This is a genomic window from Kitasatospora sp. NPDC002227 (assembly GCF_040296285.1).
In the GTDB taxonomy this organism is placed as follows: Bacteria; Actinomycetota; Actinomycetes; order Streptomycetales; family Streptomycetaceae; genus Kitasatospora.
In genome coordinates this window covers 34,319-56,571 of record NZ_JBEOWY010000013.1, presented here as the reverse complement: position 1 = coordinate 56,571, position 22,253 = coordinate 34,319, and the positions used below count along the sequence as shown (strand labels likewise).

The 22,253-nt window shown below is 73.2% G+C and carries 23 protein-coding genes; 18 read left to right on the top strand and 5 right to left on the bottom strand.

Translation table 11 applies throughout. The features are described 5' to 3' along the window. The first annotated feature begins 69 nt into the window (after positions 1–69). The 5 genes from ABT095_RS14480 (at position 70) to ABT095_RS14460 (ending at position 4,422) form a co-directional block, all read left to right on the top strand. Entirely contained in the window at positions 70–1,917 is a 1,848-nt protein-coding gene (locus tag ABT095_RS14480) for a helix-turn-helix domain-containing protein (protein WP_350529710.1), read from the top strand. Between the two features lie 62 nt (positions 1,918–1,979). Next, a complete protein-coding gene (locus ABT095_RS14475) occupies positions 1,980–2,495 on the top strand; it encodes a transcriptional regulator (protein ID WP_350529709.1) in 516 nt (171 codons plus the stop codon). A 140-nt stretch (positions 2,496–2,635) separates the two neighbouring features. Further along, on the top strand, positions 2,636–3,310 hold the full coding sequence (locus ABT095_RS14470; RefSeq protein ID WP_350529708.1) for a hypothetical protein: 675 nt from the start codon (positions 2,636–2,638) through the stop codon (positions 3,308–3,310). 101 nt (positions 3,311–3,411) lie between these two features. Then, complete coding sequence (locus ABT095_RS14465) at positions 3,412–3,804, top strand: hypothetical protein (RefSeq protein ID WP_350529707.1); 393 nt, start codon at positions 3,412–3,414, stop codon at positions 3,802–3,804. 42 nt (positions 3,805–3,846) lie between these two features. After that, a complete protein-coding gene (locus ABT095_RS14460; protein WP_350529706.1) occupies positions 3,847–4,422 on the top strand; it encodes a hypothetical protein in 576 nt (191 codons plus the stop codon). A gap of 36 nt (positions 4,423–4,458) precedes the next feature. Here the strand turns inward: ABT095_RS14460 and ABT095_RS14455 are convergent, their stop codons facing one another. The 4 genes from ABT095_RS14455 to ABT095_RS14440 are packed head-to-tail and all read right to left on the bottom strand — an operon-like array spanning position 4,459 to position 7,185. Continuing rightward, positions 4,459–4,599, bottom strand: coding sequence for a hypothetical protein (locus tag ABT095_RS14455; RefSeq protein ID WP_350529705.1), 141 nt, complete (start codon positions 4,597–4,599; stop codon positions 4,459–4,461). Continuing rightward, positions 4,596–5,273, bottom strand: a complete 678-nt coding sequence (locus ABT095_RS14450; RefSeq protein WP_350529704.1) for a ribonuclease FAU-1 family protein — start codon at positions 5,271–5,273, stop codon at positions 4,596–4,598. Before ABT095_RS14450 ends, ABT095_RS14455 begins: the two co-directional genes overlap by 4 nt. Before the next feature lie 56 nt (positions 5,274–5,329). After that, positions 5,330–5,875: a GNAT family N-acetyltransferase gene (locus ABT095_RS14445; protein ID WP_350529703.1), complete on the bottom strand. Its 546-nt coding sequence runs from the start codon at positions 5,873–5,875 to the stop codon at positions 5,330–5,332. Positions 5,876–5,883: 8 nt separating this feature from the next. Next, entirely contained in the window at positions 5,884–7,185 is a 1,302-nt protein-coding gene (locus tag ABT095_RS14440) for an NsdA family TPR-like regulatory protein (protein WP_350529702.1), read from the bottom strand. A 262-nt stretch (positions 7,186–7,447) separates the two neighbouring features. Here ABT095_RS14440 and ABT095_RS14435 point away from each other — a divergent pair, with 262 nt between their 5' ends. From ABT095_RS14435 to ABT095_RS14380, 12 genes are all read left to right on the top strand, one after another. Further along, entirely contained in the window at positions 7,448–8,149 is a 702-nt protein-coding gene (locus ABT095_RS14435; protein WP_350529701.1) for a nucleoside/nucleotide kinase family protein, read from the top strand. Then, positions 8,142–8,624: an RpiB/LacA/LacB family sugar-phosphate isomerase gene (locus tag ABT095_RS14430; protein ID WP_350529700.1), complete on the top strand. Its 483-nt coding sequence runs from the start codon at positions 8,142–8,144 to the stop codon at positions 8,622–8,624. Before ABT095_RS14435 ends, ABT095_RS14430 begins: the two co-directional genes overlap by 8 nt. Before the next feature lie 66 nt (positions 8,625–8,690). Further along, complete coding sequence (locus tag ABT095_RS14425) at positions 8,691–9,551, top strand: sugar phosphate isomerase/epimerase family protein (protein WP_350529699.1); 861 nt, start codon at positions 8,691–8,693, stop codon at positions 9,549–9,551. After that, entirely contained in the window at positions 9,548–10,738 is a 1,191-nt protein-coding gene (locus tag ABT095_RS14420) for a DegT/DnrJ/EryC1/StrS family aminotransferase (protein ID WP_350529698.1), read from the top strand. Before ABT095_RS14425 ends, ABT095_RS14420 begins: the two co-directional genes overlap by 4 nt. A 67-nt stretch (positions 10,739–10,805) precedes the next feature. After that, positions 10,806–12,047 carry a metallophosphoesterase gene (locus ABT095_RS14415; RefSeq protein ID WP_350529697.1) on the top strand — a complete coding sequence of 414 codons (1,242 nt, stop codon included), beginning with the start codon at positions 10,806–10,808 and terminating at the stop codon, positions 12,045–12,047. Beyond that, entirely contained in the window at positions 12,044–13,834 is a 1,791-nt protein-coding gene (locus tag ABT095_RS14410) for a B12-binding domain-containing radical SAM protein (RefSeq protein WP_350529696.1), read from the top strand. Before ABT095_RS14415 ends, ABT095_RS14410 begins: the two co-directional genes overlap by 4 nt. Continuing rightward, positions 13,831–14,703: a nucleoside phosphorylase gene (locus ABT095_RS14405; RefSeq protein WP_350529695.1), complete on the top strand. Its 873-nt coding sequence runs from the start codon at positions 13,831–13,833 to the stop codon at positions 14,701–14,703. The genes ABT095_RS14410 and ABT095_RS14405 overlap by 4 nt, the downstream gene beginning before the upstream one ends. Then, positions 14,696–15,424: a hypothetical protein gene (locus tag ABT095_RS14400; RefSeq protein ID WP_350529694.1), complete on the top strand. Its 729-nt coding sequence runs from the start codon at positions 14,696–14,698 to the stop codon at positions 15,422–15,424. Before ABT095_RS14405 ends, ABT095_RS14400 begins: the two co-directional genes overlap by 8 nt. A gap of 60 nt (positions 15,425–15,484) precedes the next feature. Further along, complete coding sequence (locus ABT095_RS14395) at positions 15,485–16,327, top strand: glycosyltransferase family 2 protein (protein ID WP_502884876.1); 843 nt, start codon at positions 15,485–15,487, stop codon at positions 16,325–16,327. A gap of 168 nt (positions 16,328–16,495) precedes the next feature. Further along, positions 16,496–16,801, top strand: coding sequence for a TMEM128 family protein (locus ABT095_RS14390; RefSeq protein ID WP_350529692.1), 306 nt, complete (start codon positions 16,496–16,498; stop codon positions 16,799–16,801). A gap of 432 nt (positions 16,802–17,233) precedes the next feature. Continuing rightward, positions 17,234–17,545, top strand: coding sequence for a hypothetical protein (locus tag ABT095_RS14385; protein ID WP_350529691.1), 312 nt, complete (start codon positions 17,234–17,236; stop codon positions 17,543–17,545). Between the two features lie 548 nt (positions 17,546–18,093). Continuing rightward, positions 18,094–19,602, top strand: a complete 1,509-nt coding sequence (locus ABT095_RS14380) for a hypothetical protein (protein WP_350529690.1) — start codon at positions 18,094–18,096, stop codon at positions 19,600–19,602. 143 nt (positions 19,603–19,745) lie between these two features. On the opposite strand, the gene ABT095_RS14375 is transcribed toward ABT095_RS14380, so the two are convergent. After that, entirely contained in the window at positions 19,746–20,108 is a 363-nt protein-coding gene (locus ABT095_RS14375; RefSeq protein ID WP_350529689.1) for a hypothetical protein, read from the bottom strand. Between the two features lie 218 nt (positions 20,109–20,326). Here ABT095_RS14375 and ABT095_RS14370 point away from each other — a divergent pair, with 218 nt between their 5' ends. Then, positions 20,327–22,237 carry an ATP-binding cassette domain-containing protein gene (locus tag ABT095_RS14370; protein WP_350529688.1) on the top strand — a complete coding sequence of 637 codons (1,911 nt, stop codon included), beginning with the start codon at positions 20,327–20,329 and terminating at the stop codon, positions 22,235–22,237. Positions 22,238–22,253 lie beyond the last annotated feature (16 nt).

Genomic DNA, 22,253 nt, shown 5'->3' with positions numbered 1-22,253 from the left:
ATAAATCACACGTACGAGATTTGAGTACACTGACTTGCATTTTCTGCACGAGCATGAGATGATATTGCCATGACTTCACCCCTGCGCACGGTGGGTGCGCTCGCCACGGCCGCTGCGGGCCTGTCGGAGATCGCTGCCTGCGTGCCGGACTCGCAGGAGCCGGCCGGGCTGGACGAATCCGTGCGGCTGGCGATCAAGGCGCTGCTCGACGGGACCGGCGAGTCCATCACGAAGCTCGCCGAGGCGATCGGCCTCGACCGTCCGAAGACCAGCCGCCGCCTCGACGGCAAGACCGGCTGGACGCTGAGCGACTGCGAGCGGGTCGCCGTCCACTACGAGGTGCCCGCCATCGCCCTGTTCGCGGGCCCGTTCGCCGCGTACCAACTGCTTCCCGAAGCGCGCCGCCGGCCGTCAACCGTCTCCGAGCGGTTCTTGATCCAGCACTACGGCCTCGCCCTCACGGACTTCGTCGCCACCTACCTGCCGCCCGGCTTCCCCGCCGCGGCGGACCGGGCCGCCGCGGAAGCGCCCGTGCAGCCCGAACCCGCCGAGGCACCGCCGGTACCCACCGCACCGCAGGCTCCGGCCGCAGCCGAGCCGGCCCCGGACGAGGAGGCCCCCGCCCGACCGGCGCCGGTCGAGGCCGCCCCCGCTGTGCCGGCCCCGACCGCACCGGACCCGGGTCCCGGCCCTGATCCGGTCACAGCGCCGGTGCCCGACCAGGTGTCCGTCGGCGTGTTCCCGGACGAGCGCTACCTGGCCCTGGACCTCGGCCCGGACGGGAGGCCGGTGCCGGCCGAGGAGGCCCCGTGCCTGCGCTGCGGGGTGCCCACCCGGCACCGGATCGGCGGCGAGCCCCGCCACCTCGGCGGGATGTGCTCGCCGACCGCGGCCGGTGCAGCCGCCCCCAGCCCGGATGACCGGCCGGTGAAGCTCGAGACCATCGAGCCGCCCGCGTCGCAGTCCGAACTCCTCGGCATGATCCACAAGCGCGTGGACGAGGAGGCGCGCCGTCACCAGGGCGAGGTGAAGCCCGCCCTGGCGGCGCTCACCAAGGACGCCCTCATCGACGCGACGGCGCTGTTCCTGCGCTCCCGGGTCGGAGCGAGGTACGAGCACACCGCGCACCCCCCGAGCCTGGAGATCCTGCGCAAGCCCGCCCAGAACAAGCCGGACCAGATCTGGGAGGCCCGCCCGAACTGGCGCAATGAGGCCCTCATTGCCACACTCCGTGCTGCGGATCGCCGGCTCATCGAGCGACTCGACATCAACGGCGCCTACCTGTCAGCCCTCAAGGCCCACCTGCCGATCGGCCAGCTCCACCACAACCCCGACGGCACGTACGACCCCAAGCACGCCGGGCTCTACCTCATCACCCCGCCGGTCTGGAACCACCCGCACCTGCCGAACCCCCTCGGCAACCGCGACGAGCCGGGCCCCCTCTGGATCACCAGCTCCACGCTGCGCCTGCTACTGCGCCTCGCGGGGCCCAAGATGGGCGCGCTCTGCGAGAAGCCGGTCATCCACGAGTCGTACACCGCCTACGCCAGCGAGAATCTCCTCGAAGAATTCCGGGTTGTTCTGGGCAGGGCCCGCCAGGACGCGATCGACTCGGGCGACGATCTGACTCTCGAATACGTCAAGGACATGTATTCGAAGTTCGTCTCGACCATGGGCGAGAGCGCGAAGCAGCGCAAAATCCACCGCCCCGACTGGATGCACATCATCCGGTCGCAGGCGTTCTCCAACCTGTGGATCAAGGGCCACAAGCTGCACCTTGCAGGAGTGCAGCTTGTGGCCATGAAGGGCACCGATGAAATCCATGTCATCGGTGACTGGCGATCGGTGTTCGCCGAAGGAAGGAAGGTCACCGAAGTGAAGAAGAAGGAATCCGACTTCGCGGTAGGGGGTGAATAGTGGCAGGTAGGTGGGCAGATCTGGGCCGATACAAAGCCAAGGGAATCCCCGGCGGTATCGCCATGGCCATCACCCTGGAGCAGGCGGTGACTGGGATCAAATCCCCGGTCACCACGCCCCGAGGGCTCGCCGCCCGGCTGAGGTACCTCACCCAGAGCGACGGCGGCCGGGAGGCGATGGCCCGCGCGGGGATCACGGTCAAGCCGGAGACGGTCGACAACTGGATCGAGAAGAAGACGGTCCCGAAGCGCGGCAACCTGGAGAAGATCGACGCCGCGTACTGGGACTACCGGCGCCGCAACCTCGCCAAGGAGTTCAAGACCCGCCTGAACGACAACGGCCGCGGCACCGAGATCGAGATCTACCCGGTGGACCAGAGCCAGGTCGAGCAGAAGTACAAGCGGGACATCCAGATCCGGCGGAAGAACATCCGCGGCACCCTGTGGAACGCCGTCGTGGATGCCTGGGTCGAGGGCGACGAGGACGCACTCGACGTCTGCTGGGACGAGGTGCTCAACGAGTTGGACTCCGACTACGACAGCTACACCTACGTCACCGCGGTCGGTTTCGGCGTCTAGGGCCGGTGGGTGCGGGGGCGCCACCCCCGCACCCACCGAGCAAACCAGGCGCACCGAGCAGATCGTCCAACCGCACGTCCAGCACACCGAAGCCAAGCCTGCCAACTGATCCTGCACCCCACGAACCGGAGGACACCCAGATGAACGGCTACGGCCGGATCCTGCTGGCACAGCACCTGATCGAGGCCGGCCACTCCCTCGAGTACGCGGACGCGGCCATCGCCCGGGACGAGTTCGACGTCCTCGACTGGGCCGCGGGCACCGCAGAGAACGTGGTGTGTGACGGCCCTACCGGCCGCAGCCGTGACTACGACCAGGGATGGATGGACGGCGTCGAAGCCGTCGAGGCCAGACTGGCGGTCGAAGCCGAACGGGCACGCATCGAGGCCGCCGCCGGCGGTATCACCGTTCCCGGGCAGTCGCCGTCCCTGTCCCCCGAGCAGGCCCAGCGGGCCGCCGCCCGCGTCGCCGAGCGAAGCGGCTCCCTGGCCAGGGCGATGACCCCGCGGCAGCCCAAGCTCCCCACCCGGCCGTACGGGGAACCGTTCGTCGAGGACAAGTACCGGCAGCCCTTGGACGAGGACGGGGAGCCGGTCCACCTGGCCCTCCACCGCGTCGGCGACCAGCTGATGATTCCGGCCGCCCAGGTGACCGCCCTGGTGAGGGGCATCGGGCAGCTCTTCGGAGCCTGGCGGCGGGGCGGGGCGCCACTGGACCTGGAGACCACCGCGACGCTCTGCCAGGCGCTGGAGGACTACGCCGACACCCTGGAGATCGAGCTCACCGCTGCTGAGCTTCCCGCTGCACCGCTCTAAGCCCACCAGAGGCGGGGGAGACGGACCCACGACAACGCCCCCGCACCCCGGCCGACGCCCGCGATACGGTCAACAGCTCAACCGACAACCGAGGAGGACAGATGGCCAGACCGCCGATGGACGACGGATGCCACGGGCCGGTGCGGGAGGTCGATCTCCTCACGTCAGCGCTCGCCGGTGAGAACGTGACCCACCTGGTCTGCGAGTGCGGGGAGGTGACGGTCGATCTGGCCGGGCACGCGGTCCACTCCCGGGCCGTTCTCCAGGTTCCCGGCCCCGCCTGGCTGCCGGTCGGCGCCCGGCTCGCCCTGCTGCTCGCCGGCGGAGTGACACTGGCCATCGGCATGATGCTGATCGCCGAGAACCTCCTCACCGGAACCGCCCGCCCGGTGGTTCTGGGCCTCGCCGGGCCCGGCGCCTTCGGCGTCACCATGGGCCTGGCCGTCCTGCTTCGCCCTTACATCGTCCCAAACGGACGCCACCCGATCGGGTGAACACGCTCCCCGCGACAGCCGGTGCGGGGGGACAATCGCGCCGTGTACACGAACCTGAATCCGACTGAAGGTCAACTGCGTGGGGCCCTGCGGGCGTTGGGCGTAGACATCCCGCCCGCCCTTGAGCACGAGGACGGCGAGGTGCAGGCTGGCCTGCTCGCCGCGCACCTGCGTCGTGCGGCCGATCACGCCAGCTACAACCTGCTGGCCGCCGTCAGCCCGAACACCGCGATCGAGATCTCCGAGCGAACCAAGTCGCTGACCTGGCCCGTGCCCGAGGACCACCAGGCCGCGGTGCTCCGTCACCTGGGCCGGGCCGACGGCCACCTGGCGGTACTTGCCGAGGACTTCGCCCCGCCGGGCGCCGTGGCCCTGGACACCGGCGGGCGGATGGAGGAAGGGTTCGCGGCGGCCGTGGCTAAGCTGCTGGAGGCCGCCGACGAGGCGATCCGATTCCGGTCACGGGCGGACAGCACCGACCGAGCAGCGGAAGAGCACCACGCTCAGCAGGTCACCGACTGCCTACACGAGGCGGAGGATCTCTTGAACCAGGCGTTGACCCGGCGGGAGGCGGCGGCGGTCGGCGTGGAGGAGCTGCTCTTTCCCGAGCAGAGCTGATCTGGGCTGCCGCCCGCCACTCCGGCCATGCGTTGGCTAGGGCTTTGTGGGGTTCCCGGCGGTGTCCTGGGCCCAGATTCGGTCCATGGTGGTCAGCTCCTCGGTCGAGAGGGCAGGGGCTGCGGTTTCGACCAGCTCCAGGTGCTGGGCGTTGAACAGCTCGACGGCGGGGCTCACCTCGTGCGGCCGGCTTCGTAGTCGGCCGCGTCGCGGGGGAGTTGCGGGCGTGGCCAGCCGGGGTCCGGTGCCCAGGCCGGCCAGGCTTCAGCGAAGGGTCCTCGGCGGTCCTGGAGTAGTCCGAGGGCCTGCTCGCGGGCGGCCTCGACCCGGATGTGCAGGTCGTCGTCGATCAGACCGAGGCGGCGGGCCTGCTCGTACTCGTCGACGTCCTTCCAGTGGTGGGCGCTGAGGTCGGGGTCGACGACCAGGTCGACGAAGAGGTCGAAGGTGTCCAGCCCGATCGGGGTACGGGTGTAGGGGAGCTCGAAGTTGACGTACCAGCGCAGCGGCTCGCCGGTGGCGGCGTCCTGGAAGGTGTGGACGCTGAAGTACGCGCCGGCCTCGAAGCGGGAGCGAAGGGTGGTCTTCTCCCATTTCCAAGGGCCGAGTTGCCAGTCGCCGGCCACGAGGTCTTCCAAGCCGGACTGGCGCAGGGCGTGGTCACCGGTGCGCATCGCGTCAGACCACGTTGTCGGTCCGAGGCTGGTGAGGCCGGGCCAGTAGAGGAGTTCGAGGACGTCGCCGTCGTCGGTGAGGGTGCGGTAGGGCTGGGCGGACCAGACGCGCCCGTGGTGGACGTCGCGGCGCACGGCGGTGCTGCCGGGAGTGAACCGGGCGGTGGCGGTGGTCATGGCGCTCCGGGGGTCGGGCCGCCGCCGCCTTGGCCGGGCCCGGTGCGCTGCGCCGGTCAGAGGGGCGTGCGGAGCAGGAGGAGATCGAGCACCGGTCCGTCGGGGCCGGGGCTGTAGGGGCCGGCGTACCGGTATCCCAGGCGATCGTAGAGCTGCCGGGCGGGCCCGTTGCCCGGCATCGCGAGGAGCGACACCCATTCGGTGCGCAGCGCCTCCAGCAGCGCGGTGTGGATGCCGGTGCCGACTCCGCGGCCCTGCCAGCCGGTGCGCACGGCGAGTTCGCAGATGCCGGCGAGGCTGTCGGTGTCGCGGGCGTCGGGGGTGATGGCCGGCCGGAGCTGCTCGCCGTACCAGTAGGCGGGGGAGCAGCGGAAGCCGTAGCCGAAGCCGACGAGCTGGCCCTCGGCGTAGGCGGCGACGAGGACGAAGCCGTCGTGGCGGGCGTGGCCGGTGATCTGGCGGCGCAGGGTGTCGGGGGTGAACCCGGCGGCGGCGACGTCGTGGTGGCCGGTGTGGGCTTCGGCCCAGACGTCGGCGAGGGTGTCGAGCAGGTCGGTGGTGTCGCCGGCGCCGTAGCGCTGCAGGGCGAGAGCGGGGCTCATGTGGTCCTTCAGGCTGCGGGTGGGAGGTGGGCGGCGTGGTGGGTGTCCAGGTACTCGGCGACGCAGGGCACGGTTCGGTGGGTGTGCAGGGCGTCGGCGATGCCGTTGAGGGAGCGGACGAGCCGCTGGGAGCGGACGTCGGGCAGGTAGGCGAGGGTGCGACGCCCGGCGTCGGTGACGGCATCGAGGTCGGGTCGGGGGCTGCGGGCGTGGTGGAGGGCGATGTCGGCGGTGTAGAGGGCGCGGTTGCGGGGGTGGCCGTCGGTGAAGAGCATCACCGCCTGCTCGGCGCCGGCGACGGCTCGCTGGTGCTGGCCCAGGTCGGCCCGGCACAGCGATTCCAGTCCGGCGAGCTCACCGGTGCAGTAGAAGTCGAGCCAGGCGGGGTCGGCGTCGCTGGGGCCTTGGGAGTAGAGGGTGTAGGCCCGTACGAGGGCCTTCTCGGTGCGGGCGGAGTCGTGCTGCAGGGCCCAGCCGCGGGCCTCGCGCATGGAGAGCAGGGACAGCCAGCGCGGTGAGCCGAGTTCGGCGGCGGCGCGCTGGGCGACCCGGGCGTTGGTGACGGCTTCGCGGGGGCGGCCGGTGGCGTGGGCGAGCAGGGACAGGCAGGCGAAGGCGTGGGCCTCCAGTCCGGGGTCGTCGGCCTGGCGGGCGCTGGCGAGGGCCTCGGTGTAGAGGGAGCGGGCGTCCGCGGTGCGGCGGGCGTCGAGGGCGAGCCAGCCGGCGGCGACGGACAACATGCCGGTGGCGGTGTGGAGCTGGCGGCCGAGTTCCTCGCCGTAGCGGCCTTCGTCGAGCCAGGTGTGGGCGGTGTGGAGGGCGGTGGCGGCCTGGCGGCCGAGATCGGCGGAGCCGTGGTCGCGGTCCTGCTCGTACAGCTCCTGCTCCGCGGCGGTGAGGGCGTGCAGGTGCGGCTGTCCGAGTGCGGGGCGGCTGCCGGCGGCCGGGGTGAGGGCGCTCAGCGCGAGGGCCCCGGCGCCGCGCAGGAGGTCGCGTCGGTGCATGTCGTCCTCTCCTGCCTTCTGCGGGTCGTTGCTCTCCGGCTCTGCTGCTCGGTTTACCCGTGGCGGCGGGGGCGTGAAGCCCAGCTCCTTCGCGGTGCGGCCGGTCACCGCGTGCAGCAGGCGCCGGTAGCGGGCCTGGGGCCAGCCGGTCTGGCCGTCCTCCCAGTTCGCGATCGTGCGGGCGACGAGGTAGACGGTGATCCCGACTTCGAGGCCCGCGGCGACCAGGTGCTCGGCGGCCTCGGTGCGGCTCATCTTCCACTCGTCCTCGCGCAGGCGGCGGAACGTGGTGTTCGGTCTTCCCATGCAGCCGCCCCCCGAGAGCGCCCTGTTTCATCCGAAGGTAGCGAACCGGGCACGTTCAGCGACAGTGACCGATGGCGGAAATTCCGGAAGGAGTGGTTTTTCACCGGATTTTCCAGTGTTCTGACATCGCCTCAGCGGTCAGGGTGCCGCTTACCTGGGGAGACGCCCGGCCGGTATCGCCGGGCCGCCGTCCGGCCGGATGCGGACGGCCCGCCCGGCTGCCGCGATCGCGGCCCCGCCGGCGACTTCCCCGGAGGTCACCATGCCCACCGTGCTCACCGCACCCCGGACCGCCGTACCGCCGGGCCCCCGCCCGCTGCGGATCCTGGTCGACGGTCTGGACCTGACCGGCAAGACCACCCTGGTGGACGCCCTGCTCGCCCACCTCGCGGAGCAGGGCGTCCCCGCCCGCCGCCACCGCGGCATGCTCGCCGCCCGCCACCCGCTGGAACAGGCGCTGGACCGCCTGCCCGTCCCCTGGCACCGCTCCAGCCTGGTGACCGCCGCACACCTGTTCGGCGGGTTCGCGCTCGACGCGGTCCTCGCCCGGCGCCCCCAGCACCGGGACGACGCCGGGGCGGACGTCGTGATCCAGGAGAGCTACGTCGACCGCACGGTGGCGGCCGGGCTGGCGATGGGCCCCTACCTGCCCGCCGTACTCGCGCTGTGGGCGGCACGGTGCTTCCCACGGTTCGACCTCGCGGTCTACCTCCACGCCGAGCCGGTGGTGCGCCGCGCCCGCCTTCAGGCCCGCGACCAGGCCGACGTCGACGACGGCGACCGCCACACCGTCGAGGACGAGGACTTCGCCCGCCGCTTCGACGCGGTGCTCCTGCACCACCTCGGACAGCGCCACGGCGCCGTCCTGGTCCTGGACTCCGGCCGCCACACCCCGCAGACCATGGCCGGCCTGGTCCTCGCCCGCGCCGGACTGGCGGGGGAGACGCGGGCCGTCGGTGGCTGACACCTCCAGCCTGCGGCTGCGGATCGCGGTGGCGTCCGATGCGGCCGGCGCCGGCCACCGCCGGGCGCTGGCCGAGCACCTCGCCGCCCACCCGCTGGTCGAGGGGGTCACCGACCTGACGCCCGGCACCCCGCCCGCCTATCCGCAGGCCGCGTTCGACGCCGCCCAATTGGTCGCCGACGGCCGGGCGCACCGGGCCCTGCTGGTGTGCCACACCGGCCTGGGGATGGCCGTCGCCGCGAACAAGGTCCCCGGCATCCGCGCCGTCACCGCCCACGACCCCTACAGCGTCGAACACGCCATCCGGTACACGAACGCCCAGGTCCTGTGCCTGGGGCAGGCGATCGTCCCGCTGGAGCGCGCCCGCGAACTCCTCGTCCTCTGGCTCGCCCTGCGCTTCGACCCCGCCGCCGGGGCCGCGGCCAAGCTCGCGCTGATCACCGCCTACGAGAGGCGCGAGCACCCCCCGGCCTGACCACCCCCTGCGCCCGGGCCCGCACCGGGCGCGGCATCCGCCCCGACAGCAAAGGAGGCTCCCGCTGTGGAGCTGTCCATCACCCGCTCGACCATGAACAAGCGCGTGCCCTACGCCACCGCGGTCCGCGCGGCCCACGCGGCCGGCTTCCGCTACGTCGAGCTGTCCGCCGAGAAGTGGCGCATCGCCCTCGACCAGGACCCCGCACTCCGTGGCCTGCTCGGCGAAGACGGCATCCGGCCCTGGCACGCCGGGTGGAACCTGCGCCTGGGCTGGGAGGTCGACCGCTGGGCGCAGGCCCTGGCCGACACCCCGGCCGCGATGGACCTCACCGCCTCCCTCGGGGCGTGCAGCGGCACCCTCGTGCTGCCGCACGTCGACGACACCGGTGCCCCGATCCCGCCGGCCGCCGAGGTCGAGGACCGCATCGGCGCCGTCGCCGACCTCGCCGCCGTGCACGGCCTGAACGTGTGCGTGGAGTACATGGGGCTGCGGCCCGCCGACCCGCCGGAGAACGGGGTTCGGACCCTGGCCGGGACGCTGGAGGTCCTGGCCCGGGTCGGCCGCCCCAACGTCGGCGTGCTCGTCGACTCCTACCACTGGCACCTGTCCGGGTCGCCCAGCCTGAAGTCGATCCCGCCCACGATGCCGCTGTGGGTGCACTTCAACGACGCCCCGGCCGGCCGGGCCGCACAGGACCTGCGCGACAGCGACCGGGTGTTGCCCGGTGAGGGCGTCATCGACCTGCCCCGGCTGCTCACCGAGCTGGACGCCTGGGGCTGGACGGGGCCGCTGTCGGTCGAGCTCAAGCACCCCGACCTGCACGCCATGGCACCCGAGCAGGCAGCGAAGGTCGCCTTCGACGCGGCCCACGGTGTCCTGGTCCGCGCCGGCTTCGCGCAGGAGACCGCAGGGGAGAGGCGGTGAGCGCCACCGGCGCTGGAGCCGCGCTGCGTTGGCCCGACCAGCCGGCCCTCGGCGGCTGGTACACCCAGGACGAGCTCGACGCCGTCATGGAAGCCCTCGCCGAGTCCGCCGACTGGCGCACCGGCTTTCGGGCGAAGGCCCGCGAGATCGCCTTCGAGGACGCCTTCGCGGTGCACGCCGCCACCCCGTTCGCCGTCGCCTACAACGGCGCCGGCACCGCAATGGACCAGGTCCTGGCCTGCCTGGATCTGAAGAGCGGCGACGAGGTGATCTCCGGCGCCCTCAACTTCCCCGGCCCGCACCTGTCCGTGCTGCGCACCGGCGCCCGGCTGCTGCTCACCGAGCCGACGCCGGGCAGCTTCAACCTCGACCCCGGCCACGTCGAAGCCCTGATGACCGGCCGCACCCGGGCGATCCTGGTCACCCACATGAACGGCCAGGTCGCCGACATGCAGGCCCTGCTGGACCTGACCGAGCGCCACCCGCACCCCGAGCACGGCCCAGCGAAGATCGTCGTGGACGCCGCCCGCGCGATCGGCGCCGAAACCGAGCTCGGCCCCGTCGGCCGCGCCGGCTGGGCGACGGTCTTCTCCTTCCAGAGCAAGAAGGGCATGACGACGCTCGGCGAGGGCGGCATGGCCACCACCTTCGACGAGCAGCTGGCCGTGCGGCTGCGCCGCCTGCGCTCCTTCGGCAAGGGCCGGCTGCTGGGCAGCAACTACAAGTTGAGCAAGCTGCAGGCCGCGGTCGGCCTGGTCCAGCTGCGCCGCCTGCCGGAGATGACCGAGCGGCGCATCCGCCTGGCCGAGCAGCGCACCGAGCACCTGCGTGGCCTGGACGCGGACGTGCCCGGTCTGGTGCTGCCCCCGGCCGCCGGGCGCGCCCACACCCACTACCTCTACAACCTGCTGCTGCCCGAGGAGTGGGGCGCGGCCGGGCGCGACGAGGTCCGCCGCCTGCTCGCCACGCGCCACGGCGTCGGCGCCCTGGCGGGGGAGCGGCCCACCCACCTCGGACACGAACTGATCGCCGCCGCGACCGCCGGGCAGCACCTGCCGGCGGCCGAGCGCACCGCTGAGCGGGCCCTGCACCCGTGCCTGCACCCGCTGATGACGGAGGCGGAGAACAAGGAGATCGCCGAGGCGATCGGCGACGCCGTCCGCACCGTGGCCGCCCACCACACCTGACCACCCCTCACCCCGCCGCCGGGGCCGCCCGTCCGCGGCCCCGGCCCCACCGCCCCGGGAGAGCCCGTTGAACGGCAGGCAGCTGACCGGCATCACCGCCACCACCGACGTCCACTCCAGCCTCCAGCGAGCACCGGCGCTCCTCGCCCACCTCCACCAGGCCCGCCGCCGGCACCTGGTCGTCGACTCCGGGGACTGGTTCGAGGGCACCGGCTACCACCAGCTCGGCGGCGGCACCGTCGAGCGCCAGATCCTCACCCGCCTCTACGACGTCGTGGCCCCCGGCAACCACGGCTTCGCCAACTACCTCAGCGACCCGGCCCTGCACGCCATCACCGTGTGCGCCAACATCACCGGCCCCGACGGCAGCCCCGTCTTCCGCCCCGTGCACCGCACCACGATCAGCGGCCGGCGCGTCGCCGTCACCGGCGTCATGGGCGCCGACGCGTTCGACGCGGTGCGCACAGTCCAGCGCCCCGGCCTCCAGCTGGCCGACCCCGCTCGCGCCCTGCTCCGCCTGGCCGCCGACCACCCCGACGTGGACGACTGGGTGCTGCTCAGCCACGCTGGCTTCACCCACGACCTCGCCCTGGCCGCCGCCGTCCCCCACCTCGACCTGGTCTTCGCCGGCCACTGCCACAGCGACCACCACGGCCCCACCCCGGCCGGCAGGGCCATGGTCGTCAAGGGCCACGAACGCGCCTGCGGCTACGCCCGGGCCGACCTCGCCCCCGGCGGCAGCTGGAGCGCCGGCCACCACCGGCTGCCGGAGACCGGCACGGCCCCGCCCGCCCTGGCCGACATCACCGGCCGGATCGACCAGCTCACCGCCCGCCTCACCGAACCGCTCGGCGCGATCGACGCCCCGTGGGCGAACCGGACCCCGGACCGGCACCGGCTGCTGACCGATGTCGCCCGGTACCTGCATCACCAGCACCACCTGCCGGTCGTCCTGTCCGACAGCGGCCTGCGCCCCGCGCGGCTCGGCACCACCTTGACCCGCGCCGACCTGTTCGCCCTGGAGCCGTTCGCCAACCAGCTGGTCGTCGCCGACGCCCCCGGCGACTGGTCCGCCTGGCTCACCCGCCACACCGCCGCGCACCTGGCCGGCCCGGTCGCCACCTGGCCGCCCACCCTGCCCGCAGGCGGCCGGGTCCTCACAAGCGACTACCTCGCTGAGACCTTCCTGACCGGCGAGCGGCGCCCCACCGGCCTGATGGCCGCCGACGCCGTGCGCGCCGTCCTCACCCCCGCCCCGCGCGCCGGAACCGGCGCGTCCGCCCTCCGACTGGACAGGACCACGCCGTGACCGCAGCACTCACCGCCGAGACCGACCGCATCCGCGCCGCCGAGATCCACCTCCACGGCCCCTACCCCGGCCCCCGGCACCCCGACGACCTGCGCGTGGTCTTCGTCTCCCCCTACGGCCACGCCTACAGCCTGCTGGCCACCGGCCCCATGGCCCTGCACGACCTCGTCAACCGCCGCACCGACGTCCCCGCCACCGCCGAACGCGCCCTCGCCTACGACTGCCTGACCGGCGACGGCAACCAGCTGCACACCCCCGGCAGCGAGCCCTACCGGACGATCGAGAACCCCGCCCCCGTCCACCAGGCGGACGTCGTCGGCCTCAGCGTCACCAACGCCGGCGACCTGCACTCCGTGCTGCGCCTGCTCGACCTCGCTGGCATCCCGCGGCGCAGCACCGAGCGCACCACCGGACGGCACCCGCTGGTCGTCGGCGGCAGCGGCGGGCTGGCCAACCCCGAGCCGATGGCCGACTTCCTGGACGTCGTCGCCCTCGGCGAGGCCGAGCGCTCCTTCCTCGACCTGCTGCGCCTGGTCCACCAGCTGCGCGGCGCGCCCCGGGCCGTGCTGCTGGAGCAGGCCGCCCGCATCCCCGGCCTGTACGTGCCCTCGCTGTATGAGCACACCCTGCTGCCCGGCGGCGGCACCGCGGCGATCCGCCCGCGCTCCCTCACCGTGCCCACCGCCGTGCACCCGCAGTTCCTCGCCCCCGGCGAGGTGGGCGCGGCGCACTTCGCCTCCCCGATCAGCGACGGCTCCTGCGCGCTGGTCATCGCCAACCTCGGCTGCCGGCACTCCTGCCACATGTGCACCCTGGGCACCCCGCCGTTTCGCAACGCTCCGATCGAGCAGCTCACCGCCTACATCGACACCCTGGAGCAGCACCGGATCCGCAAGATCGTCATCAGTTCGCCGACCTTCACCCAGTACCGGCACCGCGACGAGCTCCTCGAGCGGATCGCGGCCTACGCCGACCGTGCCGACGAGCCGGTGAGCGTCATCATCGGCTCCGTGCGCGCCGACGAGGTCACCCCCGGCTACCTGGACGCGGTGGCCCGCCTGGACCCCGGCCACCTGTTCACCGAGCTCAGCCTTGACGCCCCCCGCGGCGTACTCACCATCGCCCCCGAGTTCGCCGACGCGGACCTGGTGCGGATCTTCGGCAAGACGATGGACGAGACGAAGGTCGGCCGGGCCCTGGACCTGTGCCGCACCCGCAGCCACTTCGGCACGGTGATGCTCTACTTCATGGTCGGCGCCCCGGGCGAGAGCGAGCAGGACCGCCTGGCCATCGCCGACTACGCCCTGCGCGTCTACCGGCGCCTGGGCCGCCCCGACGGCGCCGTCATCGTCAAGATCCAGCAGTTCATGCCCAAGCCCGGCACCGTCAGCCAGCGCCTGCCGATGGCCGACCCCGACCTCGTGGACGGCTGGGTGACCGCGATCCGCGAGCGCCTGGCCGCGCTGGCCGGCCCCGACCACGACCGCTTCCGCGTCCTGTGGGGCGAGCACTCCCGCCTGCTGCTCGAAGCCGTCTGCGACCGCGGCGACCGCCGCGTCGGCCACGCCCTGGAGACCCTCCACGACGCCGGCACCGACTTCACCCACCTCACCAAGGCCCAGCTCGGCCAAGCGCTGGCCCGCCACGGCATCACCTTCGAGCACCACCTGCGCACCATGGACACCGACCTGCTGCCCTGGCACACCGTCGACACCGTCCCTGCCGACCAGGAACGCGCCCTCGCCGCCGCGCTCCGGGCCCGCACCGCGGCGGTGGTCCCAGCATGAGCGCCGGCCGCCGCACCGCGCTGAGCACCGTCCTGCCCGGCAAGCACACCCTGCCCTCGGCGGTCGACCCGGGCGAGCACGCCGCCTACGTCCGTACCCGCCACCCCGAGGCCACCCTCGCTGCCACCGCCGGAGCCGTCCTCGTCCACCAAGGCCGACTGCTACGCCATGCCCTGGCCGTCCACACCGAGGCGCGCTCTCTGGACGGGTGGGCGAGCGCCGACCTCCACGTGGTCAGCCATCGCGGGCAGGACGTGGTGCTGTGCTCCCGCCTCGGCGCCGGGGCCCCGGCCACGGCGCTGGTCGCCGAGCAGCTGACCGCGCTCGGCGTCCCCGCGATCGTCTCCCTGGGCACCGCCGCCGCGATCGTCCCCGAGCTACGCGCCGGAGAGGCGGTGCTGTGCGAGAAGGCGCTGCGCGGCGAGGGCACCTCGCGCCACTACGTCGCGCCCGGCTACTTCGCCCACCCAGACCCGGACCTGACCGCCGCCCTGCACTCCGCCCTGGACTCCGGTGGCGCCCGGTGGCGCCGGGGGGCGTCCTGGACCACCGACGCCCTCTACCGGGAGAGCGCCGCCGAGGCGCAGCTGTACGCCCGGCACGGCGTCCTCACCGTGGAGATGGAAGCCGCCGGCCTGTTCGCGGTCGGCCGCTACCGGCACGTGCCGACGGCCGCCGCGTTCGCGGTCGCGGACTCCCTGGTCAACCGCACGCCCCGCGCCGACTCCCCACGCGTCACCACCGCCCTGCAGCAGCTGCTGACGGCCGCGCTCGACGCCCTCACGAACACCACCGTGTCCCCGGCCCCTGCTGGGGCCGATACCGTGGTCTCCCGGAACGAGGCGCAGCGGGAGGTGAGTGGTGGCTGAACACCCCGGCGGACAGGGCCTGTTCGTCGTGATCGAGGCCGCCGACGGCTCCGGCAAGACCGCGATCACCGACCACCTCGTGCCGGCGCTCGCGGCCACCGGCCGCACGGTGCACCGCATCGACCGCGACCGGCCCGAGGGCGAGGGCCCGCACGCCCAGCTGGTGCGCGCCGTCAACACCCTGTTCCGCTCCGATGCCGCCACCGACGCCGGCTGGGAACTCCTCAGCCTCGCCGCCGCCGTCCAGTACCGCTCCATCCTGCACACCCAGGTCGCCCCGGCCGTGGCCGCCGGCACCGTCGTGATCGCCGAGAGCTGGTGGGACAAGACCTGGATCCGGCTCGGCCTCGAGGCCGCCCACCACCACGACCGCACCGCCCAGCAGCAGGATGCCTTCGCCGCCTGGCAGCGCAGCCTCCTACCGCCCGGTCTGCTGCCCGAGCGCCAGCACCTGACCGTCCTGGTCGACACCACCCGAGGGGACCGCACCACCTGGTACCGCGCCGCAGGCTGCCCCGACCCCTACCTCGACCGCGCCGGCGCCCTCAGCCACGACCCCGACGGCTACGGCCGCTTCACCGAGCACATCGCCGTCCGGCTGCGCACCCTCGCCACCGAGCAGCACTGGCCCACCGTCGCCAACCACGCAAGCCGGCCCGCCGCCACGGCCGCCGCCGAGCTCCACCGCCTCATCACCGACCGCCTCGACCAGGCCGCCTGACCCTCGGGAGACCCGTTGCCCACCAGCTCCAAGCCGACCATCGACGCGGTCGTGCTGACCATGAACGACCGCCCCGAGGAGTTCCCGCCGGCGATGGCCTCCCTCCTCGCCCAGCAGGACGTCGACCTGCGCGTGGTCATCGTCGGCAACGGCTGCACCCCCGACCACGTCCCGGACGGTGTCAAGACCGTCGTCCTGCCGGAGAACCTCGGCATCCCCGAGGGCCGCAACGTCGGCGCCGACGCCCTCGCCGGGCCCGAGGCCGGCGAGTTCGTCTTCTTCTTCGACAACGACGCCGTCATCCCCACCACCGACACCCTCGCCCGGCTCGTCGACCAGGCCCGCCGACACCCCGAGGCCGCCTACATCCAGCCCCGCATCGCCGACCCCGACACCGGCATCACCGTGCGCCGCTGGGTGCCGCGCCTGCGCGCCGGCGACCCCACCCGGCCCGGCACGGTCACCGTCATGGCCGAAGGCGTCGTCCTCGTCCGCCGCGCCGCCTACGAGCAGGCGGGTGGCTGGCCCGGGCACTTTTTTCTCTACCATGAAGGTCTAGACCTCTGTTGGCGCCTGGCCGACCTCGGCTACACCGGCTGGTACGCACCCGAGATCGTCATCCACCACCCCGCCACCGACCCCGGCCGCCACGCCCTCTACCTGCGCCTGGTCGCCCGCAACCGCGTCTGGATCGCCTACCGCCGCCTGCCCGCCCCGCTCGTCCCCCTCTACCTCACCGCCTGGGTCCTGATCACCGCCGCCCGCACCCGCGACCGCAAGGCCCTGGCCACCTGGCTCGCCGGGTTCCGCGAAGGCCTGCGCGGCGGCCACGGCGAACGCCGCCCCATGACCTGGAACACCGTGCTGCGCCTCACTCGCGCGGGCCGACCCCCCATCGTGTGAGCCGGGCGGCGAGCCCGCCGTCCGCCGCAGGCCACTCGTTCAGGCGATCGTCTCCTCCACCACCGGGCCGGGCGCTAGCGTGAAGGAGGGCCAAGTCATCGGCTCCCCTGCACAGACCGCAGGTTGCCCTTCCTGAAGCCGCCGCCGTCCTGACAGGGAGACAAGCAGGTGAGTGAGACGTCCTTCACGATCTACATCGCCGCCTTCGTCACGCTGATCCTCGCCGCGTGCGCAGCTCAGAGAGAGGCGGCCCGACGCGGCTGGCGCCGTGCTCCGCAGATCGCCATCGCCCTCAGCACCGCGATCATCGTGCTCTCCGTGATCCACCTGGCGGTGTCCGTCTGGACCACCTACCAGTGGCTCACCGGGCAGTGCAGCGGCACCCGGTTCGCGATGACGGTCCTCGGTGCGGCCCTCGGCTATCACGCCCAAGCCCTGATTCCGGAGCCCGAATGGAGCCGACGGACAGCGTGAGACCGGCCCTGCCGTACCCAGCCGGTTCCGCTACGAGCCCGGCAGGGCAAGGCCGGAGGAACGTCCGGCGGAGCCCCGCGCCGCTGTGATCGGACGGGGCTGCCGTACCAGATCAGCAGGAGGAGCAGGGCGGCGGGCAGGCCGAGCACAGCACCGGCCCAGTTCCGGAGGGAGAGCTAGCGGCGTGGACCCTGGCCGCGGTCACCGGGCGCCTTCCCGGGCCGGGGCTGGCCCACAGGGCGAGGGCCAGGGCGGGCTCGCGGGCGTTCTTCGCCTCCCGACCGCGGCGCGTGAACTGGTAGAGTGGCAAGCTCATTGCCCCATGTGGGGATCGCCTGTTGACAGGCTCCGCGCGTCCGCGCGGCTTCATCAGCCCTCTGAGGGGTAGCGCCAGGCAGGCAGTGCCGGCGCCTGATCCGATGAAGAGGACAGATGCGATACCACGAGCTGACTACCGCTCAGAAGCGCAAGGCCCAGGGGATCGTCGAGCGGCTCCGCGTCGAAGGCGTAGGGGAATCCGTCTCCCAGGTCGCAGCCTACTTCGACGACGCCTGCGCGTGGGACGCCGGTGACATCACCCTCGCCACGCTGCTGGACCGCGCCGGGTGGAAGCGCACAGCGCCGGTGCAGACGATCCACCGTGCCGAACTGCCCGCCGGGGTGCTGCGGCACGTGCGCGCGGTGCTGGCCGCCGACGGGTCGCTGGCGTCGAAGGAGGCGCTCGAGCTGCTGCCCGAGGTCTGATCCGCCTGTTCCCGGCCCGGCTCCGGAAACGCGAGGCGTCCGTCCCGTCAGGGATCGGGCGCCTCGCGTTGACCGTCCCGTGCGGCCGGGGCGCTGGCGGGTGCCCGCTCGGAGTGCCGCAGGGGGCTGCAACGGCGGGTTGTAGGGGCCTGTTCGCTGTCGTCCACGACTTGTACGTCAGGCTTCCCGATCCACCCCACGGAATATCTTCAAGTTCTTTCACGGCGGCGGCGAACCTCTGCCGCGCGGGCCCGGCGGAATGCCAGCATGCCCGTGGGCGGCCGTGGGCGCCGCAACCGGGAGCCCGGCTGCCCTCTGAGCCAAGTCGCGCTCCGTTGTCACGACTTCACGCTATGGTGTACAGGTCGCATCACCGGCTGGACGCGCACCGTCGGCGGCCCTGGCCCGGACCCACGCTCCGGGCACGAGAGGGCCGAGGTCTCCAGGGGCCCGCGGAAGTTGAGCACCACCGAGTTCTGTCTCGCACCGGCTGACGTCGTACCGGCCGGCGGGAGCGTGGGTCCTCGCCGAGCTGAGGAGCCGTCACCATGCCGAAGAAGCAGTCCACCGCCTCCAAGCGCGCCCGTGCCGCCCAGCGCACCGATCCGGATACCACCTTCGCCGGTGGCCAGGCCGCCGCCGAGCAGCTCGCCGCCCGCGCCTACGCCGAACGCCACGGCCTGGACCCCGACCTGCTCGCCGTGCACACCGCAGCCCTCGACGAAGCCGGCCACCTCACGGTGACCGTCGAGGGGCTCGACCAGCAGCCCAACGACCCGTCCACCCGCTGGGGTGTCGCCACCCCCACGCCCATCGGCTGGCACATCCGCCAGGTCCCCTACCAGCACGACATCCGCGCCGCGGTCCGCGCCGGCACCCGCCTGCCCGTCGCCCACCGGGGCCCCGACGGCCGAATGCGCACCTCGCTGCTCCACCCCGCCGTTGCCTGGCCGTCCGGCGCCCGCGACTGGGGCTGGGTAGAGACCGGCTGGTCCGTCGGACGTCCGGGTACGTTCCTCCCGGGAGCCGACCCGATCAGCCCGAGCCCCGACCTGCCCTACGAGGTCCGCACGCTGAACATCAGCGGCGGGCCCTACGAGGACGGAGCGGCCCAGGCCCCCAGCTGGTACACCAAGGCGTGGTGCGCCAGCCTCGACCACGCCCGCCAGGTCGCCGTCGCCTACACCGCCCACCACCTCAACCGCCCCAAGCGCGCCGGCGGCGGCACCGTCCAGGCCCGGATCATCCAGCACTCGAAGGGGCACCCGCCCCTCACCACGCTGGTGGAGACCTTCGACGCCGACCCGGCCCGCCCGACCCTCCGGCACGCAGCCCCCTTCCTGCACCGGCCCGGACGCCCCGCTGACAGCACCCACAGCACCGAGCCCCGCTGGCGGGGCGCGGACCACGGGCAGCGCCTCGACTACGAACTGCGGGTATGGGACACCGAGGCGAACGTCTGGGCAACCCTCGCCTGGCTCCCCGGCGGCCTCGGCGAGGCCGGCATCCTGAGTGCCCTCCTCGGCGTCGGCACCGACGGCCGCTACCCCTGGGCCGAGACCTGGGGCCCCCGCTTCCCCGGCAAGGGGGACCACGACTGGACCCGCGAAGGCCGGCAACTGGTCAACTGGCACCCCGACCTGTCCCGGCGGGAGTCGGACGCCCGGCACACCGCCGAGCGGGCGGCCCGGGAGCAGGCCCTCCACCAGGCCCTCGCCGGCCGCTCCGCCGGCCGCCTCACCCCCGCCCAGGTCGCCGACCTCCTCGCCGACGGCGGCGAGGACTACCGCAGCAAGCTGCGCGTCGGCCAGGTCCGGGTTCTGAACGTCCTCAACCGCCGCCGGCTGGGCCTGCCCGAAGGCCCCGAGCGCACGGCGGTCCGCGCCGCGATCGACGCCCTCGAAGAGCGCCACCACGTCGAGGAGGCCGACGCCGCCCAAGCCTGGGCCGAGGCCGACACCGATCCCGAACTGCTCCGCTTCCCCTCCTCCGCCACGTACGTCCGCTGTTCAATGACCGCGTACCTCGGTGCCAGCCCGGCCTCCGTGACGAGCTGAGCCTGAACACCGCGCGGTTTGCCGACGCCCCCGGCGTCGCCGGGTACTGCCCCGCCGGGAGCCGAGGTGCATGGCGGATCCTGTGGACGGACCGTGCTGGTGATCGGCCCGCACCTGCGGGGTCTGGCCGTCCAGGGGCCGACTCAGGCCGCCGTGGTGAGGTGGCCAGACCAACTGGAGCGGGCCTCGCCGGGCGTCCAGGCGGTCGGCTCCAGCACGCCGGAGGCGCTCCAACCGCAGCCGCAGGAGACGAAGAAGCCCCGGCTGGGCCAGGAAAGCAGATGAAGGGTAGGGGTGTGCTCGTCCAACATCCGGCGGGAGTGGCCGACCCGTCGGCCGTCCACCCAGGTTCCGCAGAAGTGCTGCTCAGCGGCGCCGGGCGTCCACATCCAGCCGCGTTGCCAGGCGTAGTGCCGCGCGGCGTCCAGGTCCGCCACCGGGACCACGAGGACCGTCTGGCACCCGGGCCAGTCGCAGTGGAATACCCGGACAGTCGTCCGTGCCATACGCACAACCCTAGGGCGGACAGACCGTGACGATCCATCACCCGAGCGGGTGCTTCACGCCATTCTCCGGCCGGCCGCTCGCCCGTCAGTGCTCACCCCACGCCCCGGGGCCTCGGCAAGTGTCACGTTCTGCACTTCCTCCTGTGCAATGAGTCGTAGCCTTCCAGGGACCGGCAGCGTGGCCGGGCTTCCAGGCCCGCGCTGGAGAAGGAGACGTGATGGATGCAGACGGCGGGGTGCGGGCGGAGGCGGACACGGACGGCCGGGAGGAGATGCACTTCGTTCATCCGACGGCCGATCAGGCTGATGCGGTCAGCGTGATGACACCGCGGCAGATGCGGCGTCGGCTGCCGCGGCTGGTGGGCCGGGTGTTCGTCCTGGCGTGGCAGGTGGACCGCAGGGGAGCCTTGGCGCTGCTGGTGTGCCAGGCAGTGTCGGGCCTGCTGGCCGCGCTCGGGCTTCTGGCGACCGCGTCCGCGCTCACCGCGGTGGTGGCGGCAGCGGCAGACCCCTCGACCGTGCTCCGGGCGGTCCCGTCGGTGCTGGTGCTCGCCGGCGCGGCCGGGGCGCGGGCGCTGCTGACGCTGGCGATCCAGGGGCTCGTGCAGCGGCTGGAGCCGAGGATCTACCAGGAAGCCGGGCTGCAGCTGATGCACGCCGGGTCGCGGACGGAGATGGCCGTCTACGACGACCCGGGCTTCGCGGACCGCTACGAGCAGGCGGAGCGCGGGGTGGAGGAGGCCCAGAAGGCGCTGGGGCAGGCGCAGTACCTGGTGTCGGCCGTGGCGAGTCTGGCGGCGGCAGCGGCCGTGGTGGGCGCGCTGTACTCGCTGCTGCTGGTGCTGCTGGCGGTGAGCGCGGTGCCCCGGGTGTGGGCGGCGCTGCGGTCGGAGCGGATCACGTACACCTCGATGGCGGAGATGTCGCGGGACCGGCGGGTGCTGTACGTGCTGCGGTGGTGGCTGGTGGGCGCCGATCAGGCGGACCAGGTCCGCACCGACACGGTGGCGCCGGTGCTGCTGGAGCAGTACCGGCGGGCCGGGCTGCGGGTGCGCGCCACCACGGACCGGGCGGTGGCGGCCCGGCTGCGGGTGGGCGTGGCGGGGGCGCTGGCGTCGGGCGCGGGAGCGGCGGTGCTGTGGGCGGCGCTGCTGGGCCTGCTGGCTTCGGGCCGGATCAGTACGGCGGTGGCCGGGACGGCGGTCGTGGCGCTGCGGGAAGCGGGCCTGGCGGTGCAGAGCCTGGTCACGCAGGGCAGCGCGCTGATGCTGTCGGGGTACTTCATGGACGACTGGGAGCAGTTCGTCCGGGCGGCCGACGAGCAGCGGGTGGACCGCACCCGCGGCAGCCTCGTGCCGAAACCGCCGGCGCGGATCGCCCTTCAGGACGTGGTGTACCGCTACCCGGGCGCGGAGGAGGACACCCTGCAGGGCGTCACCTTCGAGGTGTGCGCCGGGGAGGTGGTCGCGGTGGTCGGCGAGAACGGGTCGGGCAAGTCCACGCTGATGCGGCTGCTGTGCGGGCTCAACCTGCCCACTGGCGGAACCGCCCGGTGGGACGGTGCGGACGTGCGCGAGTACGACGCCGAGGCGCTGTGGCAGCTCTGCGGGGTGGTCCCGCAGGAGTTCGCGCGCTGGCCGATGCCCGCGCGGGAGAACATCTCCTTGGGCCAGCCGCGCGAGGACGGGGACGCGGCGGTGTGGCGGGCGGCGAAGGCCAGCGGCGCGGACGAGGTCATCACCCGCCTGCGGTCGGGCCTGGACACCCTGCTCGCGAAGACCATGTGGGGCGGTCAGGCGCTGTCGTCGGGCCAGTGGCAGCGGATCGCGCTGGCGCGGGCCCTGCACCGCGGCAGCGGGCTGCTGGTGCTGGACGAGCCGACCTCCGACATGGACCCGCGCGGTGAGCACCGCGTCTTCCAGCAGCTGCGGGAGGCCGCCAGCGGCGCGGCCGTCGTCCTGGTGACGCACAACCTGGAGAACACCCGGGTCGCGGACCGGATCTACGTCATGGAGCGCGGCCGGATCATCCAGTGCGGCACCTGGGACGAGCTCTCCCAAGAGGGCAGGTTCCGCGAGCTCCTGCTGCTACGCACCGACCGGCCGGCGGCTGCCGGGACCACCCCGTAGGGCCGTCCTGGAAGCC

Bases quoted from the DNA above. Each gene is read 5' to 3' on its own strand.
- ABT095_RS14480 (WP_350529710.1), top strand. From the start codon at position 70: ATGACTTCACCCCTGCGCACGGTGGGTGCGCTCGCCACGGCCGCTGCG.
- ABT095_RS14475 (WP_350529709.1), top strand. From the start codon at position 1,980: ATGGCCATCACCCTGGAGCAGGCGGTGACTGGGATCAAATCCCCGGTC.
- ABT095_RS14470 (WP_350529708.1), top strand. From the start codon at position 2,636: ATGAACGGCTACGGCCGGATCCTGCTGGCACAGCACCTGATCGAGGCC.
- ABT095_RS14465 (WP_350529707.1), top strand. From the start codon at position 3,412: ATGGCCAGACCGCCGATGGACGACGGATGCCACGGGCCGGTGCGGGAG.
- ABT095_RS14450 (WP_350529704.1), bottom strand. From the start codon at position 5,273: ATGACCACCGCCACCGCCCGGTTCACTCCCGGCAGCACCGCCGTGCGC.
- ABT095_RS14445 (WP_350529703.1), bottom strand. From the start codon at position 5,875: ATGAGCCCCGCTCTCGCCCTGCAGCGCTACGGCGCCGGCGACACCACC.
- ABT095_RS14440 (WP_350529702.1), bottom strand. From the start codon at position 7,185: ATGGGAAGACCGAACACCACGTTCCGCCGCCTGCGCGAGGACGAGTGG.
- ABT095_RS14435 (WP_350529701.1), top strand. From the start codon at position 7,448: ATGCCCACCGTGCTCACCGCACCCCGGACCGCCGTACCGCCGGGCCCC.
- ABT095_RS14405 (WP_350529695.1), top strand. From the start codon at position 13,831: ATGAGCGCCGGCCGCCGCACCGCGCTGAGCACCGTCCTGCCCGGCAAG.
- ABT095_RS14395 (WP_502884876.1), top strand. From the start codon at position 15,485: ATGAACGACCGCCCCGAGGAGTTCCCGCCGGCGATGGCCTCCCTCCTC.
- ABT095_RS14385 (WP_350529691.1), top strand. From the start codon at position 17,234: ATGCGATACCACGAGCTGACTACCGCTCAGAAGCGCAAGGCCCAGGGG.
- ABT095_RS14380 (WP_350529690.1), top strand. From the start codon at position 18,094: ATGCCGAAGAAGCAGTCCACCGCCTCCAAGCGCGCCCGTGCCGCCCAG.
- ABT095_RS14375 (WP_350529689.1), bottom strand. From the start codon at position 20,108: ATGGCACGGACGACTGTCCGGGTATTCCACTGCGACTGGCCCGGGTGC.
- ABT095_RS14370 (WP_350529688.1), top strand. From the start codon at position 20,327: ATGGATGCAGACGGCGGGGTGCGGGCGGAGGCGGACACGGACGGCCGG.